The organism is Acinetobacter sp. SwsAc2 (assembly GCF_013391465.1).
In the GTDB taxonomy this organism is placed as follows: domain Bacteria; phylum Pseudomonadota; class Gammaproteobacteria; order Pseudomonadales; family Moraxellaceae; genus Acinetobacter; species Acinetobacter johnsonii.
Window position 1 is genome coordinate 1 of record NZ_JACBEZ010000051.1, and the last position, 16,321, is coordinate 16,321.

The 16,321-nt window shown below is 41.3% G+C and carries 16 protein-coding genes and 1 pseudogene; 9 read left to right on the forward strand and 8 right to left on the reverse strand.

What is annotated here, in order from left to right; all coding sequences use genetic code 11:
- Positions 1 to 114: 114 nt before the first annotated feature.
- Together HYI04_RS17010 and HYI04_RS17015 are read left to right on the forward strand one after the other, a co-directional pair.
- Positions 115 to 567 (forward strand): hypothetical protein, encoded by a 453-nt coding sequence (locus tag HYI04_RS17010; protein WP_228276883.1) that lies wholly within the window; start codon positions 115 to 117, stop codon positions 565 to 567.
- A complete protein-coding gene (locus HYI04_RS17015) occupies positions 564 to 935 on the forward strand; it encodes a hypothetical protein (protein ID WP_228276884.1) in 372 nt (123 codons plus the stop codon). The genes HYI04_RS17010 and HYI04_RS17015 overlap by 4 nt, the downstream gene beginning before the upstream one ends.
- Before the next feature lie 126 nt (positions 936 to 1,061).
- Here HYI04_RS17015 and HYI04_RS15825 read toward each other — a convergent pair whose 3' ends face one another.
- Positions 1,062 to 1,397 carry a gamma-glutamylcyclotransferase gene (locus HYI04_RS15825; protein WP_159153127.1) on the reverse strand — a complete coding sequence of 112 codons (336 nt, stop codon included), beginning with the start codon at positions 1,395 to 1,397 and terminating at the stop codon, positions 1,062 to 1,064.
- 13 nt (positions 1,398 to 1,410) lie between these two features.
- A complete protein-coding gene (locus HYI04_RS15830; protein ID WP_178896369.1) occupies positions 1,411 to 2,664 on the reverse strand; it encodes an MFS transporter in 1,254 nt (417 codons plus the stop codon).
- Between the two features lie 96 nt (positions 2,665 to 2,760).
- Between HYI04_RS15830 and HYI04_RS15835 the strand changes: the two genes are divergently transcribed.
- The gene (locus HYI04_RS15835) at positions 2,761 to 3,672 is read left to right on the forward strand and encodes a LysR family transcriptional regulator (protein ID WP_178896370.1); all 912 of its coding nucleotides are present in this window, start codon (positions 2,761 to 2,763) and stop codon (positions 3,670 to 3,672) included.
- A 159-nt stretch (positions 3,673 to 3,831) separates the two neighbouring features.
- Here HYI04_RS15835 and rarD read toward each other — a convergent pair whose 3' ends face one another.
- On the reverse strand, positions 3,832 to 4,737 hold the full coding sequence (rarD, locus tag HYI04_RS15840; RefSeq protein WP_178896371.1) for an EamA family transporter RarD: 906 nt from the start codon (positions 4,735 to 4,737) through the stop codon (positions 3,832 to 3,834).
- A gap of 108 nt (positions 4,738 to 4,845) precedes the next feature.
- Between rarD and HYI04_RS15845 the strand changes: the two genes are divergently transcribed.
- The 6 genes from HYI04_RS15845 (at position 4,846) to HYI04_RS15870 (ending at position 10,213) form a co-directional block, all read left to right on the forward strand.
- Positions 4,846 to 5,307 carry an Lrp/AsnC family transcriptional regulator gene (locus HYI04_RS15845; protein ID WP_058869055.1) on the forward strand — a complete coding sequence of 154 codons (462 nt, stop codon included), beginning with the start codon at positions 4,846 to 4,848 and terminating at the stop codon, positions 5,305 to 5,307.
- Between the two features lie 296 nt (positions 5,308 to 5,603).
- The gene (locus HYI04_RS15850; RefSeq protein WP_159153131.1) at positions 5,604 to 6,425 is read left to right on the forward strand and encodes a hypothetical protein; all 822 of its coding nucleotides are present in this window, start codon (positions 5,604 to 5,606) and stop codon (positions 6,423 to 6,425) included.
- Positions 6,426 to 6,494: 69 nt separating this feature from the next.
- A complete protein-coding gene (locus HYI04_RS15855; RefSeq protein WP_159153132.1) occupies positions 6,495 to 8,147 on the forward strand; it encodes a nitrite/sulfite reductase in 1,653 nt (550 codons plus the stop codon).
- A 1-nt stretch (position 8,148) separates the two neighbouring features.
- Positions 8,149 to 8,565 carry a CidA/LrgA family protein gene (locus HYI04_RS15860; RefSeq protein WP_159153133.1) on the forward strand — a complete coding sequence of 139 codons (417 nt, stop codon included), beginning with the start codon at positions 8,149 to 8,151 and terminating at the stop codon, positions 8,563 to 8,565.
- Positions 8,558 to 9,268, forward strand: coding sequence for an LrgB family protein (locus HYI04_RS15865; protein WP_159153134.1), 711 nt, complete (start codon positions 8,558 to 8,560; stop codon positions 9,266 to 9,268). Before HYI04_RS15860 ends, HYI04_RS15865 begins: the two co-directional genes overlap by 8 nt.
- 18 nt (positions 9,269 to 9,286) lie before the next feature.
- Positions 9,287 to 10,213, forward strand: coding sequence for a hypothetical protein (locus tag HYI04_RS15870; protein ID WP_159153135.1), 927 nt, complete (start codon positions 9,287 to 9,289; stop codon positions 10,211 to 10,213).
- A gap of 132 nt (positions 10,214 to 10,345) precedes the next feature.
- Here the strand turns inward: HYI04_RS15870 and HYI04_RS15875 are convergent, their stop codons facing one another.
- From HYI04_RS15875 to HYI04_RS15895, 5 genes and pseudogenes are all read right to left on the reverse strand, one after another.
- Positions 10,346 to 11,752, reverse strand: a complete 1,407-nt coding sequence (locus HYI04_RS15875; RefSeq protein WP_159153136.1) for a PLP-dependent aminotransferase family protein — start codon at positions 11,750 to 11,752, stop codon at positions 10,346 to 10,348.
- Between the two features lie 79 nt (positions 11,753 to 11,831).
- On the reverse strand, positions 11,832 to 11,954 hold the full coding sequence (locus HYI04_RS15880; protein WP_151836140.1) for a DUF2474 domain-containing protein: 123 nt from the start codon (positions 11,952 to 11,954) through the stop codon (positions 11,832 to 11,834).
- A gap of 14 nt (positions 11,955 to 11,968) precedes the next feature.
- A complete protein-coding gene (cydB, locus tag HYI04_RS15885) occupies positions 11,969 to 12,973 on the reverse strand; it encodes a cytochrome d ubiquinol oxidase subunit II (RefSeq protein WP_159153137.1) in 1,005 nt (334 codons plus the stop codon).
- Positions 12,966 to 14,426 carry a cytochrome ubiquinol oxidase subunit I gene (locus HYI04_RS15890; RefSeq protein ID WP_159153138.1) on the reverse strand — a complete coding sequence of 487 codons (1,461 nt, stop codon included), beginning with the start codon at positions 14,424 to 14,426 and terminating at the stop codon, positions 12,966 to 12,968. Before HYI04_RS15890 ends, cydB begins: the two co-directional genes overlap by 8 nt.
- A gap of 551 nt (positions 14,427 to 14,977) precedes the next feature.
- Positions 14,978 to 15,672: pseudogene (locus HYI04_RS15895) on the reverse strand (alpha/beta hydrolase).
- Positions 15,673 to 16,321: the final 649 nt, after the last annotated feature.

Sequence of the window (16,321 nt, forward strand, 5' to 3'; positions counted from 1 at the left end):
CTCGATTTATTAATGCACTGTTATAAGAAGACCAATTGGTTGTACGATAGATTTTAGGTGTGGGCTTATTCATTTGAGAATTATATTGTGGAATAAGCCTTTAGAGATAGGTTTGTGCAACAAAGCCATTTGCCGAAGCTATTTTGTTCCGATTTAACCGAAGCGGATCTGTATCCGAATGAGTTCGCGCAGCCTTTTATTTTTGCTTTGCAATGGTGTCGTTGGCAAAAGTTAAAACCTGAGATTGAAGACCTTATGAGCTTCTCAGGTTATTCACTCGGAGAGTTAAGCGCACTTATTTGTGCTACGCAGATAGGCCTAGAGCAAGGCCTGTATTTAGCCCAGCAGCGTGCCTCGTTGATGTCTTCAGCCACTCAGCACGCAAGTGGCTTAATGGCCGTTCAAGGTATCAATCTTAATACGCTTGAACCGTTGTTGACAGAAACGTCAACCGCACTTTCCATCAAACTGAGTGATAGTAGTTTTGTTGTGGGGGGGATGATGCCAATTTACAGCAGCTGGCTCTGCAACTCGAATTACGAGGAACACGTTTTGTTAAACGCTTGAATGTCACCATAGCATCGCATACCGTCTGTATGGATGCTGCAGTTCAGCCCTATCAGCAGGTTTTACAGCAGCAAGACTTTGCTCGTTTATGCACAGCCATGATTAGTGGTTCGGGTGGACATAAGTTTTTTAAGACCACAGATGCAGTGAATGCATTAATTCACCAAATGAATCATGCGATTGATTGGGATGCTTGCTTAAGTGCTATACAAGAAAATCAGCCTGATGTTGTCTTAGAAATTGGGCCGGGCAACGCCTTAAGTAAAATACTATTAGAACGCAATCCAAATTGTATTGTACGTGCGGTGGATGATTTTAAAAGTTGGTCTGGGTTGCAGGCATGGTTAGAAAAACAGAACTTGGCATGAGTTTGATAATGCGTTCAAGGATTCAAAATTTGCAGTACTTGAATATTAGGAAATAACATTCAAATACCGCACAATTTTTCGATGTATGCACAACATTTATACGCTAACGATATGATGTCATGCTTTTTATGTATTTGGGTTTAACGCATAAACATAAGCCTGTTGTATTTGCCCATTCTCTAAAGTGACTTCAGTTAAAACACGCTGATATTCACTTCCTTCAAACTCATCCAAGCTGTTCCACAGCGTATCTAATTGCTCTGAACTAAACATATATCCATCAACAGTTTGTCCATCTGGGCTCAGCATCAGCCCAGGAAAGCCAAGTTCTGCTCCCCAACCCGCTTTCTTAAGCAAACCTTTCACAGAGCCTTTGCTCCATGTACCGCCAAGCGCTTCTAAAATATGAGCATTGGGTTTGTTTGGCCCTAAGGTGCCGTAGACAAATAAGTGTTGTTGCATGATGTAGATGTTCCTAATGGGTAACAGATGGAGAATGAAGTGGTTTTATTGAAAAAATGACAACGAGTGCAAGCAAAATCAGAAAAATATTTAATATAACGATGCCATTCCAGCCATGGCTTTGCCAGATATTTCCGCCATACGCACCCACAATGCTTGAACCTAAATAATAAAAAAGCAGATACAAGGAAGTGGCATGACCTTTATTGGATGTCGCGAGTTCTCCAACTCGACTGCTAGCAATGGCATGGGCAATAAAAAAGCCAGTGGTCACACAGCCAATCCCGAGAATAATCAAAAACAACGAGGCAGAAAGAGTGAGTAGTACCCCTAAGAGCATGCATGAAAAGCCTAAGATCATCACCTGCTTTTTGCCTATTCGGTCTGCAATATTGCCTGCAATCGAAGAGGAAATAATACCCAAACTATAAGATAAAAAAATCAGGCTAATCTGGGTTTGGCTTAAATGATACGGTGCTGCAAACAGTCTGAAGGTCACATAGTTAAACAGCGTGACAAATACACTGGTGAGTAAAAAGCCAATCCCATAGATTTTTAACAGCCGTATATGACTTAAGTGTGCATACCATGCATGTAGATGGAACTTAAAAGAAATACTTTGCTGGGCAATGAAATTTCGTGAATTTGGTAAGAGTTTCAAAAAACCCAATGCACAGAACAGACAGATAACGCCGAGAATGGCCATGGAAATACGCCACGAGAAAAACTCGGTCAAAATGCCCATGCCAACACGTCCCATCATGCCGCCAAATGCTGTGCCTGCAATATACAGCCCCATGGTTTTACTTAGGTTTTTGGGACTAATTTCTTCTGCAATCCAAGCCATGGCAACAGCAGGAACTCCACCTAGGACAAAACCTTCTAAGCTTCTTGAAACCATGAGCACATGCCAACTCGGTGAAACTGCGCATACCACATTGAGTATAGAAGCCAAAAGCATAGAGAAAAACATGAGGCCTTTTCTGCCCAATGTTTGTGAAAAAGCACTGGATAGCACGATTGACATGGCTAAAAAGCCTGTGGTTAAGGACAGTGCTAGCGCACTTGCACTGGGTGCAATATGGAAGCTCTGACTTAAGTTCGGTAGTAAGGGTTGTACGCAATAAATCAGTGAAAAACTGGCAAAGCCCAACAAAAATAGCGCCATGCCCGCTCTTTTATACTCAACTGTTCCTTTGCTGATGGTCTGTGAAATCGGCTGTTGAGGGGTAGACCAATCTGCTTCTAATGAAGGGCTCAGTTTCATGACTTGGCTGATTTCAAATGGAGAGAAGCTTTATTTTAAGAACTATACCTGTATATGTATAATATATATAACTCAATAATGGTATAGCTTTAATATATGGAGATGCGCAATATTCAATATTTTATTGCTATCGCGGAAGAGCAAAGTTTCTCTAAAGCAGCCTTGCGTCTTGGCATAAGTCAGCCGCCGTTGAGTATGCAAATTAAAAAATTGGAAAGGGAAATCGGTGTTGAGCTTTTTTATCGCTACTCTCATGGTGTAGCTCTGACACCAGCAGGAGAAACTTTTCTTAAAATGGTTTTGCCTGTTCAGAACCAACTGAAAAATGCGGTGAAATTGACCCAAAGTATGGCCAATGGCGAATTGGGAGAACTACGGCTCGGCTTTACAGGCACCTCAATTTTAAACTCTTTAATTCCAACAGCTATTCAAGCATTTCAACAGCAATACCCTCAGGTGAATTTGGTATTAAAAGAAGCCAATTCTTTGATTTTGATTGAGAGTTTGTTGAATAATGGATTAGACATTGCGATTGTGCGACCACCTGCGCAGTATCCTAAAGCCATTACGATTCGTAATTTGATCGATGAAAAATTGATTGCAGCCTTGCCGATTCAATATCCCGCAAAAGATGAGGTGATAGATTTGGCAGAGTTTAAGTATGAAAGCTTTATTGTCTCACCACCAGAGGTGAGTGCGGGGCTGTATGCCGCTATTTTAAATAGCTGCCAACAGCATGGCTTCACGCCCAAAATTGGACAGCAAGCCCCTCAGATTGTTTCGATTCTATCGTTGGTTGCGGCGAATTTGGGCATTTCTTTGGTGCCTGAATCTACCCAACAGCTCAAAATTGAAGGGATTAAATATAAATACCTGAAGAATAAGACCGCTACGATTGGACTCGGTATTGCGTTCAAGGCGGATTTGCATAGCCAACCTGCAATCAACTTTTCCAGTTTATTGAATAGTATTGTGAGGCAGCATCATCATTTAAAAGGTTCGCTGTAATTCACTCTATGTCGTTTTAAATATGAATTGTCAGCACGTAACTCGCGGAGTCAAATAGCCATTTAAATACAATCAGAAAGTCAGTTCTCGATTCAGTACCAAAACATGTCTAGACGTCTAAATTTGAGTAATCTAGAGGAAAATATGCATAAAAAATGCCTATGTCGCTAATTTATGATTCTTTTTAAAGCTGCGTAATCCTTCCAGCATGAGGGTAAAAACTGCGAGCCAAATGGCGATATAGGTTGGCCATTCTGCTGAAGTAATGCTTTCCCCTAAGGTGATTGAAACGGCCACTAACAATATCGGTTCGACATAAACCAACAGTCCAAACAGGCTTAAGTTTAAATGCGGGGCAGACAAGGACTGAAATGCCAAAGCCAGCGCACTGATTAGTCCAAGTCCTGAAATGAGCCAAAGTGTATGTGAGCTTTCAGATAGGCTTTCTGTGACGATACTGCCTTGCATGATAAAGAAAATACAGACAGGGAGACTCAGCATCATGTCAAACCAAAGTCCGCCTATATTATTCGTCTCCGTTTTTTGTCTGAGCCAAAAATAGATTGGATAACCTAAGCAAATCAGCAGAGTGGGCCAACTCAGTGTTTGAGAAATGGTCAAGAGGTTCAAGATCCCCAGCACTGCAAAAATACAGGACAGTTGCTGAAAGCGTGACATTCGCTCTTTAAAGGCAATCCGACCGACAATCACCATGCTAATCGGCATCATAAAATAACCGAGTGAAACATCCAGTCCATAGCCATGACTGGGTGCCCACATAAACAGCCACAACTGAATCCCAATTAAAAACGAAGATAAAATTCGCGTTAAAAAGAAAAAGCGCTCTTGGTAGAAACGGCGATAAATAACAACCACCTGAGACCAATTGCCTTTGAGCCAAATAAAAAGTGTTAGACATGGAATAGTCAATACAATGCGCCAGCCGTAAATTTCTGTACCTGCCAGCGTGCCCAAAAGTGAGGTATAGGCAAACATTAAAGCAAATAATACCGAGGCCGTGATATTTAAGCTAATGCCAAGTGCTGTATTAGGATGCGTAGACATAGGCGGTTCTTAAGCTGTATCAATGTGTGATATTTTATTGCAATACTCTTGATAAAATGGCTTGTAATCATTAGCTTGAATGAGAAAATTTCTCGTAGGAGGCTGCTCATGCAATTGGATAAATTTGATTTCGCTTTATTGGAGCATTTGCAAAAAGATTGCTTAACGCCACTTCGAGAGTTGGCCGATTTAGTGCATTTATCAACGGCCTCGGTACAACGTCGCATTCAAAAATTAAGAGACAGTGGCTATATTATTGGCAATACCGCAGTGCTTGATCCAGACAAATTGGGACAAGTGATTACGATTTTTGTCGAGGTTCGCGTCAACCAAACCCATGTGACAGACCTTGAGGAGTTGAAAACGAGTTTTTCAATTCCAGAAATACAGCAGTGCTATTACGTAACAGGTGAGGCGGATTTTATGTTGGTACTCTTGGTGCCAAGTATGAGTCGGTTTCAAGCCTTATGTGATCAGCTTTTTCATCATAATGCCAATGTGCAATGGTTTAAAACCACTGTTGTGTTAGAGCGTATCAAAACAACTTTAGAGGTGTCTTGTCAGCCATAACTTTTATTCTCCTTTCTAGATTCTACCTTATATTCAATGGCTAAAGGGGCTGCTTGAAATAGGAAAAGAGAAAAGTCGTTTCTGAATTTTTAGGCACTCAAAATAACGCCATGATGGAATTGGGCTCCTATTTATATAACGAATTTATTTTTCTAATTTTGATGGCTTTGTATCCATAAAACTTGAGAAGGAGGCACGCTGTTATAGTTTTTTCAAGCCTTACTGTAGCTACTCATTCACACCAAACTAGCTGAAAATTTGACTCAAGAAGGGATCATAATCTTGATGGTGGCGTAATGTTTATAACACAGCAACTGAATACAATTTCTGAATTGGTTGAGGGGCAGGGTCTTTCAGATCAACTGCAACATTTACTTGCGCAGCAGTATTTAAACTTAGAAGCGACTTTGCTGCGTGCTAAAGTTTTACGTGATTTTTCAAGTGCTAAAGTTCAGTATATTGTGCAGTCTGCCATTCAAGCAGAACATGCAGAGGTCGCATTTTTATTTGCGCCTTTTATCTTGGCAAATTTAAACCATCCTGTGATTTATAGCAGTCCTGCAACGCCAACCGTACTCAATATCCTCAATCGTTACTATCAAGCAGAGCAAAAACAAAACCTAAAAATAGATGATGTACTTGAGGCACTCAATGTTTATTTAGATTTGAGTGATAGCGTATTTAATGATGTCGATTTTTTCTATTTTTCATTGATCAAAGCATTATGTCGAACTGATGTCTCTCAGATTTTTTTGGTGACATCATTGGTGCTCAATACACAGAAACTCACAGATCTGGAACAGTTTTTTAAAGTCAAAATTAACTATATTTCTACCCATCCACAAGATGCCATTATCGACAGTAGTGAATGGAATATGCGGAAATTGTTCTTTAAAAACAAAGATCAGCAATATATCGATTTATGTGAAAAATTCGCCACATTGAATGCGCAGTTATTGTTGAGTTATGGCAGTTATAACCAGCAGCAAGCGATCCAGTTGGTTGAAGATATGTTCTATGCCGAGCATATTTATGAAAAGTTATCAGTCTATGCCGAGTATATGCAGACCTGTTTACAACATGGCATGTCCCGAAAGCAGGCAACTTTTTTCGCCTAAATTGCATTTTTGATGCGCCATTCAAGACAGCTTTTCTTTCATATTGATGCATATACCTAGGTCATCCCCATGTTTTTATATACAGACTTTGATCAAAATTTATTAAATGAACGTGTCGCACAGTTTCGTGACCAAACCCAGCGTTATTTAGAGGGGAAACTGACCGAAGAAGAATACCGTCCCTTACGTTTACAAAATGGTTTATATGTTCAACGCTATGCACCCATGCTACGTTTGGCAGTGCCTTATGGCTTAATGAACTCAGCACAATTGCGGAAGGTGGCTGAGGTTGCACAGAAGTATGACCGTGGTTATGCGCATATTTCTACGCGTCAAAATATTCAACTGAATTGGCCGCAGCTTGAAGATGTCCCTGATATTTTGCAGGAACTCGCTACGGTAAACATGCATTCTATTCAGACCAGTGGCAACTGTATTCGAAACACCACCACAGACCAGTATGCAGGTGTAGTTGAGGGCGAGCTCACAGACCCGCGTCCCACCTGTGAACTGATTCGCCAGTGGAGTACCTTCCATCCTGAGTTTTCATTCCTACCACGTAAATTTAAAATTGCGGCCTGTGCACACCCAGAACAAGATCGTGCTGCCACGACTTTTCATGATGTTGGGGGCTATTTGGTAGAAAATGAAGCAGGAGAATTGGGCTATCAAATTAAAGTCGGCGGCGGTCTTGGACGTACACCTTTAGCGGGACATGTCATTAAGCCATTTTTAGCCCGTGAAGATTTAATTGCCTATTTAGATGCCATCATGCGCGTATATAACTTGCATGGTCGCCGTGATAATAAATACAAAGCGCGTATTAAAATTTTAGTGAAAGCCCTCACTCCAGCGGGCTTTGCGGAAAAAGTGGAAGCTGAGTTTGCACATACTCAAACACTGCTCAAAGTTCAGCCTAGTGTTTTAGCGCAAATGGATGCAGTATTTCGACCGTTTGCCTATGAAGCTTTAGATGCGGAAAATTTTGAGGCTTTGTTCCAACAGTATCCGAAGTTTAAACACTGGTTCAGTATCAATACCCATGCACATAAAGTCGCGGGCTACCGCATCGTTACGATCAGCTTAAAACGGGCGGGTGTAGCACCGGGGGATATGACTTCCGATGAAATGCGTTTAATTGCAGATTTGGCTGACCAATATACCTTTGGTGAGCTGCGAACCACGCATGAGCAAAATATTGCCTTAACCGATATACGTCAAAAGGATCTGTTTGAACTGTGGCAAGTCTTAGATCGTGGCAATTTGGCTCGTGCGCATATTGGCTTTCTGACTGACATGATTTGCTGTCCGGGCGGCGATTTTTGCTCCTTGGCAAATGCCAAATCCATTCCGGTGTATGAAGCAATTGCTCGCCGTTTTGATGATTTGGATGCTTTATATCATTTAGGCAAGCTCGATCTGAACATTTCAGGCTGTATGAATGCGTGTGGACATCACCATGTCGGCAATATTGGCATTCTAGGTGTCGATAAAAAAGGCGCTGAATATTACCAAATTAGCTTAGGCGGTAACTCAGATCATGATGCATCCATCGGTGATATTTTAGGGCCATCATTTCCTGCAGAAGATATTCCCGATGTGCTAGAGGAAATTCTGAATACTTATCTGGATTTGCGTTTGGAGTATGAATCTTTTTTAGAAACCTACAAACGTGTCTCGATCCAGCCGTTTAAAGAGCGGGCTTATGCGGACATAAATTGAGATGTTGCATGACCGAACTCGGCTGAAGAAGTTAAAAACTGCGAGCTACCAAATCATCATTATTTTGGCCGTTTGGAGCTGTGCTGATGTCTTACAAAAGTTGCTGAATTTGCCTGTGGCATCAGGGGTACTTGGGTTTTTTCTGCTGTTGTTTTTACTTGAAATGAAATGGTTGAAATTAGCCCACGTTGAACGCGGTGCCGATCTGTTACTGGCGGAATTACTGCTGTTTTTCATTCCGCCGGTGGTCGGCGTGATTCAATATCAGGATTTATTGATTGCCAGTGGTTGGAAAATTTTGCTGGTGATTTTAATCAGCACCGCTTTGGTGATGATGGTTTCTGTATATAGCGTGCGGTTGTTGTTAAAGCAGCCAGTGCTAAATCAAGAATCAAAACAGGAAGATCAGTATGACTGAATGCTGGGGGCTTTTTTACTTGGTTTGGACTGTGCTGTGCTATTTCATGGCAAAGCAGTTTTTTGTTCGAACACAAAAAATCTATTTATCCCCCATTATTGTTGTTCCTAGCATGAGCATCATACTGATCTTTCTTTTACAGCATCAGTTCCAAGACTATTACTTTTATACCCAATATTTGGTGGCCATGCTCGGTCCAATCACAGTGGCTTTTGCTATTCCTGTTTTTCGTTATCGCCGCATGATTCAGCAACATTTTAAAGTGTTGCTCTTCAGTTCCAGCCTCGCCATGTTGGTGGGTATTTTTAGCAGTTGGTTTTTGGCGAGCCTATTGGACTTTGATGACATCGTTAAAAATAGCCTGTTGGCGTGTTCCATTTCGATTCCTTTTGCTTTGGTGCTCACCGAAAAAGTGGGTGGCTCTATCAGCCTGATTCCGCTATTTACCGTGATTACAGGTTTAGTCGGTATGTTGTTGGGAGACCTTCTTTTGCTTTGGATTAAATATAAAAATCACCTTGCCTCAGGTGCAGCACTGGGTAATGCCGCACATGCTATGGGCATAGCTCGGGCAAGACAGCGGCATGAATTGGAAGGCGTCATTGGCAGTCTCTCGATGATTATTTCAGGAATCATTATGGTGCTATTTGCGCCATCGCTGATTGCGGTGACGAAGTATTTACTTGGCTTTATATCTTTTTAAATCAATAAGGAATCGAATATGAATCCTATGTCACTTGCAAAGACAATCTTAAGCCCCAAAAGCTATCTCGCGGCCTTTGTCTTTATAGTACTCATGGTGGCGGCTGCCTATGGACTGAATGATCGTGAAATTATTCTGCCTGAAATGGCAGCGATGGCCATTGGGCTGTGGGTCTATCGAGATAAACAGTGGCTGAATCAGCCAGATAAAATTTTTATTTTACCCAGTTTGACCGCTGTTATAGGCTTCTGTATTAACTTAATGCCGATTTCATATCTGTTCAAACTGGTTTTGGTTCTCTGTGCCATCTTGCTCGTGATGCGGATGTTTAACTATATATTACCGCCCGCACTGGCTACAGGTTTCTTGCCGATTGTGACCCAAGCCTATGAAATATCGTTTTTGATTTCGATTTTTGCCACCAGTTTTATCCTGATGTTGGGTGTTGTGCTCTTTAAACTGAACCAAGGTGTGGAGAGAAAAGGCAATTTTGATCGACGAAAAATAGGTGTATATGCCAGTATTACTTTAATCGGTTTTGCACTCGCTGCTATTTTCAAGATTGAAGCGATGGCACTGATTCCACCGATTACAGTGGTGGTCTATGAATCATTAAATATGATGATGTATCCGTTGAAAATGTATCTTAAGCAGGTTGCTGTGTTGACACTGTCGATTTCAATGGCCGTGCTTATGCAGTTGTGGATTCAAGACTGGATCTTGCTCACCCTTATATATATGCCCTTGATGTTTCTTTTGCTCAAGCTCTTTGATATGCGCATTCCTGCAGTATATGCCTTTCCATTTTTGGTTTTTGTCTTTCCACAAGACAGTGTGATGCATTTACCTATGGCATCTGGCTTAATGGCTGGTTTTTCACTTGGTTGTGTCTATGTCTATCGCACCTATTTTCAGAATATAAGTGCTGAGAAATCCTATACCTAGCTTGAGAGGAATGACATGATCTGATCTGATCATGTCATTTATCTCTGGGATGGTGATATTTACCGTATGGGCAGTGAGTCTCTTCAAATCAAAAGATGGTTTAAATCAGTCTGGATTTAAACCATTCAACTTTTATTCAAAGGCTTCTGGGTAAATACATTGGATCAAGGCATCTAAGGCATTTTGAATACGCTCATTGATTTCAAATGAACAATTGATTCGAATATGATGTGGAATATTATCCGTTTGATAAAATAATGAGCCGGGCGCAATGCTGATATTTTTCTCTAAGAGCTGCTCATAAATTAAATTGCCATTGATCTGCTCGGGCAAAGTAATCCAAAGAAAATAGCCCGATGGATAATAATGAATTTGATAATCTTCAGACAAATGTTCAGATAAATAAGTGTAATACTGATTTTTGAGACGTTTTAAGGTGTTACGTAAGGTTTTTAAGTGTTTTTCATAGTGTCGATGCGATAAATAATCGACCAAGGCATTTTGAATAAATGAGTTGACGGAGAGCGTGCTCATCAGCTGTAGATGCTGAATATGCTCCGAAAATTTGCCCGCATAGACCCAACCAATTCGAAAACCCGCACCTAAAGTTTTTGAAAAAGACGAGCAGTGTAAAACCAAATTTTTTTGATCAAAGTATTTCATCGACAGCGGCTTTTTATGATCAAAATAAAGTTCCTCATAAACATCGTCTTCAATTAAATAAATATCGCGTTCATGCAGTAGCTTTGCCAGTTGGTATTTGATGTCATCACTGACCGTAAAACCAATTGGGTTGTGACTGTTGAGCATCAACAAACAGACTTTAATTGGATAACGCTCAATCGCATCTTTAAAAGCCTCAAGGTCAATACCGTGTTCTTCATGTTCAGGAATACTAATGACTTTCAGGCCCAAATGTTCAGCCGCTTGCCATGCACCATAAAATATTGTTTTTTGAAGTAAAATATAGTCACCCGGTTGGGTCATGGCTTGTAAGGAGAGGTTTAAAGCATCTAATCCGCCCGAGGTAATTACGATATCGGACGGGTCTGTTGGAATCCCTTGCATACAGTAGCGCTGTGCAATCAGTTTCCGCAGCTCAAAGTTTCCGGGAGGTAAACTTGGCATCTGTTCATAACTAAGACGGTGTTTGGCACGTTGTCCCAACGTTTGCATCAGCTTGGCAGAGTAGAGCAGTTGGCTGTTGGGAAAGGCAATGCCAAAGGGAACCATTTGTTCAGATTGGATCGATTTTAAATATCTGAAAATTTTAGAGTTGATTTCAATCTTTTCGTTGAGGATGACACTATTGGAGTTGCTTTCTGAGCGTGCATCGCCTGTCACAAAGTAACCGAGTTTTTCTTGTGAATAAATCAGCCCTTGCGCTTCGAGTTCCTGATAGGCATTCATCACCGTCATCAGGCTAAAACCCGATGTTTCAGCTTGTTGACGTAGTGAAGGTAGTTTATCGTTGGCTTTCCAAAAACCACTTTCAATCAAATGTTTCAGGCTGAGCGCAAGTTTTTCTGATTTATACATATAGGTTCGCTGCAATTAAAAGGCACAGGACATGTATTGAAAGTCCCGTGCCTAATTCATAAAAAATGCTTGGCTGGCTTTAGTAAGCAAAACTCAGCAACAGCTTAAAGAAACCCGCAATCAGTGCGAGAGAAATAAAGCCAAAGCACCACAATAAAATAAACCATAATCGTGGGCTGAGTCGATCAACAATTTTTTTCATGTCTATCTCCTCAATTAATGATAACCCTGATCCCCTATACGTACTTTGTCACGGAACACCCAATAGGACAAGAAGGTATAGGCAATGATGATCGGAATGAGAATTGCAGCTCCTACTAAGGTGAACTTCAAACTTGACTCAGGTGCAGCGGCCTGCCAAATAGTGACTGATGGCGGAATAATATTGGGCCATAAGCTGATGACGAAGCCAGTAAAAGCCAAAAAGACTAAAGCCAAAGTATAGATAAACGGTTTTAGTTCATGCTGCTTTTTGCACGCCGATAGAATCAAGCCAACAAACAGTAAAACTAAAATTGGCACGGGGCTAAAATAGTATAGATTCGGCAGAGAGAACCAACGCTGCGCAATTTCAGGATGGGTCAGTGGCGTATATAAACTCACAGCACCGAAGATGATGAGCAAAGCAATAATCAGCCTAGGCATCAGATGAAACATCCGCTGCTGTATCTCTTTTTCGGTTTTCCAAATGAGCCAACCACAACCTAAAGTGGCGTACATGACCACGACCCCTAGACCGGTAAAGCATGTAAATGTCGTGAACCAGTCCCATCCACCACCGCTGTAAATACCATTGGTGGTCTGAATACCTTGGATATAAGCCCCTAAAATCACGCCTTGGAAAAAGCTTGATAAGATAGAGCCCCAGATAAACGCGAGATCCCAGAGGTATTTGGTACGCGTGGCTTTGAAACGAAACTCGAAGGCCACACCGCGGAAAATCAAGGCAACCACCATAAAGATAATGGGCAAATACAGTGCCGATAAAACAGTTGAATAGACCAAAGGAAATGCTGCGAATAAACCAGCACCACCCAGTACCATCCATGTTTCATTGCCGTCCCAAACGGGCGCGACGGTATTCATCATCACATCGCGTTCTTGCGTTCCGTTCATAAAGGGAAACAGAATGCCAATGCCTAAGTCGAAACCATCCATAACCACATAGATGAGTACCCCGAGCCCGATAATACCGACCCAAACCAAAGCGAGATCAATCATGTGGTTTCTCCTTACTATTTTGAGCAGAAGGATCAGTGGTCTCGATAGATTCTTCAACAGCACTGAGTGGACGTAGAGGGGTTTTAAAATGCCCCGGGCCAGTATCTTGCACGGCATCTAAAGGCGTAGAAAAAGCAGGGCCTAATTTGATCAAGCGCAGCATGTAGTAAATACCCGCGCCAAAGACGACGGTATAGACCAGAACAAAAATAATCAGGCTCAAGCCGACTTGATCTGCGGTGACTGTATGCGATAAACCGTCTTTAGTCCGAATCACACCATACACGACCCAAGGCTGACGACCAACTTCTGTGGTAACCCAACCTGCTAGGAGCGCGATATAACCTGTAGGCCCCATGATGAGGGCAAATTTATGAAACCAATTGCTTTCGTATAGAGAGCCTTTTTTACGTAGCCACAGTGCTGTTAACGAGAGTAAAACCATCAACATGCCCAAGCCAACCATGACTCGGAAACTCCAGAATACAATCAGTGCATTCGGACGGTCTTCAGCTGCGAAGTCTTTTAAACCAGTAACCTGACCCTCTAGGGAATGCGTCAGAATCAAACTGCCCAGATTGGGAATACCAATCTCAAGATCATTCGACTCTGTTTCCATATTCGGTAAAGCGAACAGTAATAAAGGCATGCCATGATCACGATTGGTTTCCCAATGGCCTTCAATGGCTGCCAATTTTGCAGGTTGATGTTTTAAGGTATTTAAACCGTGGTTGTCCCCAATCACAACTTGTAGGCAAGACGTGACCAGTACCATCCATAAGCCCATGGAAAAAGACTTTTTCACCAACGCATCACGACGGCCTTTTAATAAATGCCATGCTGCGGTGCCAACCACCAAAAGTGATGAGACTAGGAAGGCCGCTGCTGCCATATGGGCAAATCGGTAGGGGAAGGATGGGTTAAACACAATTGCCCACCAGTCTGTGGGGACAATAATGCCATTTTCGATGGCAAAGCCTTGAGGTGTCTGCATCCAACTGTTGGAGGATAAAATCCAGAACATGGAAATACAGGTACCGATAGCGACCATTAAAGTGGCAAAAAAGTGGGCTTTGGGGCTGACCCGTCCCCAACCAAATAGCATAATGCCCAAGAAACCGGCTTCTAAAAAGAAGGCGCTCATGACTTCATACGTGAGCAGTGGCCCAGTGACACTGCCTGCGATGCGTGAAAATTCACTCCAGTTGGTTCCGAACTGGTAGGCCATGACAATGCCCGAAACAACTCCCATAGCAAAGGCCACAGCAAAAATCTTAATCCAGTACTTAAATAAGTCTTTATAAATTGGATTTTGAGTGCGCAGCCACTTCCATTCCAGCATGGCAAGAAAGCAGGCTAAACCAATAGAGGTTGCAGGAAAAATAATATGAAAGGAAACAGTAAAGGCAAATTGAATTCTTGCCAACTCAAGTGCGGTTAATCCGAGGCTCATTGCATCCTCCATGGCTGGCAGGAATATCGACGGTTCGATACCCAGTTGCTGTCTAGATCGGAATGATAAAAAAGCATAGATCGTTTCATTAAAAACTACCTACTTAAAATACTGATGATGATCTTGCATCAGGATGTCTAGAAGATGTAGGTACAAGAATTGGAGAGAAAAAATATAACAAAATAGAAAATTGCACTTAGTCTGTTATATTTTTTGAACTGTTTTTATGATCTATTCATTCTTATTGCTTCATTAAAATATACAGAAAGTTTTGATGCTGGGTTAGTTAAAAAATGTTATTCAAAACTCGCATAACACCTTGTTTGAAATAGCGTAGTTTGAATAAAACTTTTAACGAGGGAGCTTCATTATGAATGATAAGGTCAGTAGTAAAAGCTGAAGTCTAGCTGACAGCCATCGAACCGAGTATGTGCGAATATTTAGACCTACAGGATAATGATATTGCGCTATCTATTGTGATTTGAAAGTCGTTTGATACTTAAAATAGCTCTAAAAAAGGGAGTCTGTAGACTCCCTTCAATATAGATAGTTTAACGCGCAAGGAAAGTTGCGGCTTCATCAATTAAATCAGCAACGGCTTTGGGTTGAGACGCGAGTGAAGCATGACTGGCATCTAAAGAAATGACTTTTTGAGCATTTAAGCGTGAAGACATCATGGCTTGGTTTTCAGGGTGAATCATGCGGTCTTCAGTTGAAATTTGGTACCAAGATGGTTTGTTTTTCCATGCTGGGTTTGAAATGGTATCGCCAAAAGTACTCGCAACAGGGGCTTTCTGTGTGATGCCCATGACCAGTCCTTCATCATTCGTTAAGTCCTGACAGAAGCTTTCATGGTATTTATCGGCTTTGACCCAAAGGTATCCGTCACTGTCGGGTTCTAAGTTGGGTGCACCAACGGGTAAATGTTGTTGCGTAATGCCACCTGGACTTTCACCAGTATCGGGTGCAAAAGCTGCAATATAGACTAGACCAACAACATTGGGCTGATTACCGACTTCGGTAATGACCGCCCCCCATAGGAGTGGCCAACTAAAAGTACATCTCCTTGTACTTGTGTGATCATTTTACGGGTTCGTTCGACATCATCAGCCAAAGAGGTGAGAGGCAGTTCAACGGCACGGAGGGCTTCGTAACCTCGGTGAGATAGGTCAGTAATGACTTTAGACCAATGGGCAGCGCCGCCCCAAAATCCATGTACTAAAATAATTGTTGGCTTTTTATTCATCTTCTCATCCCTAGAGTAAAAATATCATCTTATAGTTAAAAAAGTGGTCATGCTAGGTTGGGCTAATGATTATCAATGCAAGTTAATTTAACTAATTGTAAGTTAAAAAATATAGATAAAAGACTGAAAAAAATGCCAATTACGTTAAAAAGTGGGCATTTTGTGTGATTAATATTTTATTTTTCCTTACTGCTATTTTTTAGCTTTTTTAAAATATTCATTACTAATAATCATTTTTTGAGGTATTCAGCCATAAAAAAAAGAAGAGCTGGATTTTCATAATGTTATAAGATGAGCAGGCTGTGCTGAATGCTTGATTTTGGGGGGAATTGATCATTTATCAATAACTAAAGTAGTACGTTTCATTGTTTCAAATGAACCTCATTAGGGTTTTAAAAGTTGAATTTGGCCATGTTCTATTGCTTTCAATTCTCAACGAGAAATGGGGGAGATGAGGTACATGGCAGATTTTGGGTGGGTATAAATAGAGTGCATTTGCATGAAAAAAAATTAGATGTTTTTTAGGGTCTGTTGAGAATTACCGAGAGTTAATTAAACTCGCGCACAATTGAATCATGGCTTCAAAACTCGTATCTGTTTTACAACTACGCATCGCTATACGTTTAAATTCTTTTAACTTACAGAAATA

Coding starts and splice junctions, on each gene's coding strand:
- HYI04_RS15825 (WP_159153127.1), bottom strand. CDS start 1,397: ATGCAACAACACTTATTTGTCTACGGCACCTTAGGGCCAAACAAACCC.
- HYI04_RS15830 (WP_178896369.1), bottom strand. CDS start 2,664: ATGAAACTGAGCCCTTCATTAGAAGCAGATTGGTCTACCCCTCAACAG.
- HYI04_RS15835 (WP_178896370.1), top strand. CDS start 2,761: ATGGAGATGCGCAATATTCAATATTTTATTGCTATCGCGGAAGAGCAA.
- rarD (WP_178896371.1), bottom strand. CDS start 4,737: ATGTCTACGCATCCTAATACAGCACTTGGCATTAGCTTAAATATCACG.
- HYI04_RS15845 (WP_058869055.1), top strand. CDS start 4,846: ATGCAATTGGATAAATTTGATTTCGCTTTATTGGAGCATTTGCAAAAA.
- HYI04_RS15850 (WP_159153131.1), top strand. CDS start 5,604: ATGTTTATAACACAGCAACTGAATACAATTTCTGAATTGGTTGAGGGG.
- HYI04_RS15855 (WP_159153132.1), top strand. CDS start 6,495: ATGTTTTTATATACAGACTTTGATCAAAATTTATTAAATGAACGTGTC.
- HYI04_RS15860 (WP_159153133.1), top strand. CDS start 8,149: ATGTTGCATGACCGAACTCGGCTGAAGAAGTTAAAAACTGCGAGCTAC.
- HYI04_RS15865 (WP_159153134.1), top strand. CDS start 8,558: ATGACTGAATGCTGGGGGCTTTTTTACTTGGTTTGGACTGTGCTGTGC.
- HYI04_RS15870 (WP_159153135.1), top strand. CDS start 9,287: ATGAATCCTATGTCACTTGCAAAGACAATCTTAAGCCCCAAAAGCTAT.
- HYI04_RS15875 (WP_159153136.1), bottom strand. CDS start 11,752: ATGTATAAATCAGAAAAACTTGCGCTCAGCCTGAAACATTTGATTGAA.
- HYI04_RS15880 (WP_151836140.1), bottom strand. CDS start 11,954: ATGAAAAAAATTGTTGATCGACTCAGCCCACGATTATGGTTTATTTTA.
- cydB (WP_159153137.1), bottom strand. CDS start 12,973: ATGATTGATCTCGCTTTGGTTTGGGTCGGTATTATCGGGCTCGGGGTA.
- HYI04_RS15890 (WP_159153138.1), bottom strand. CDS start 14,426: ATGAGCCTCGGATTAACCGCACTTGAGTTGGCAAGAATTCAATTTGCC.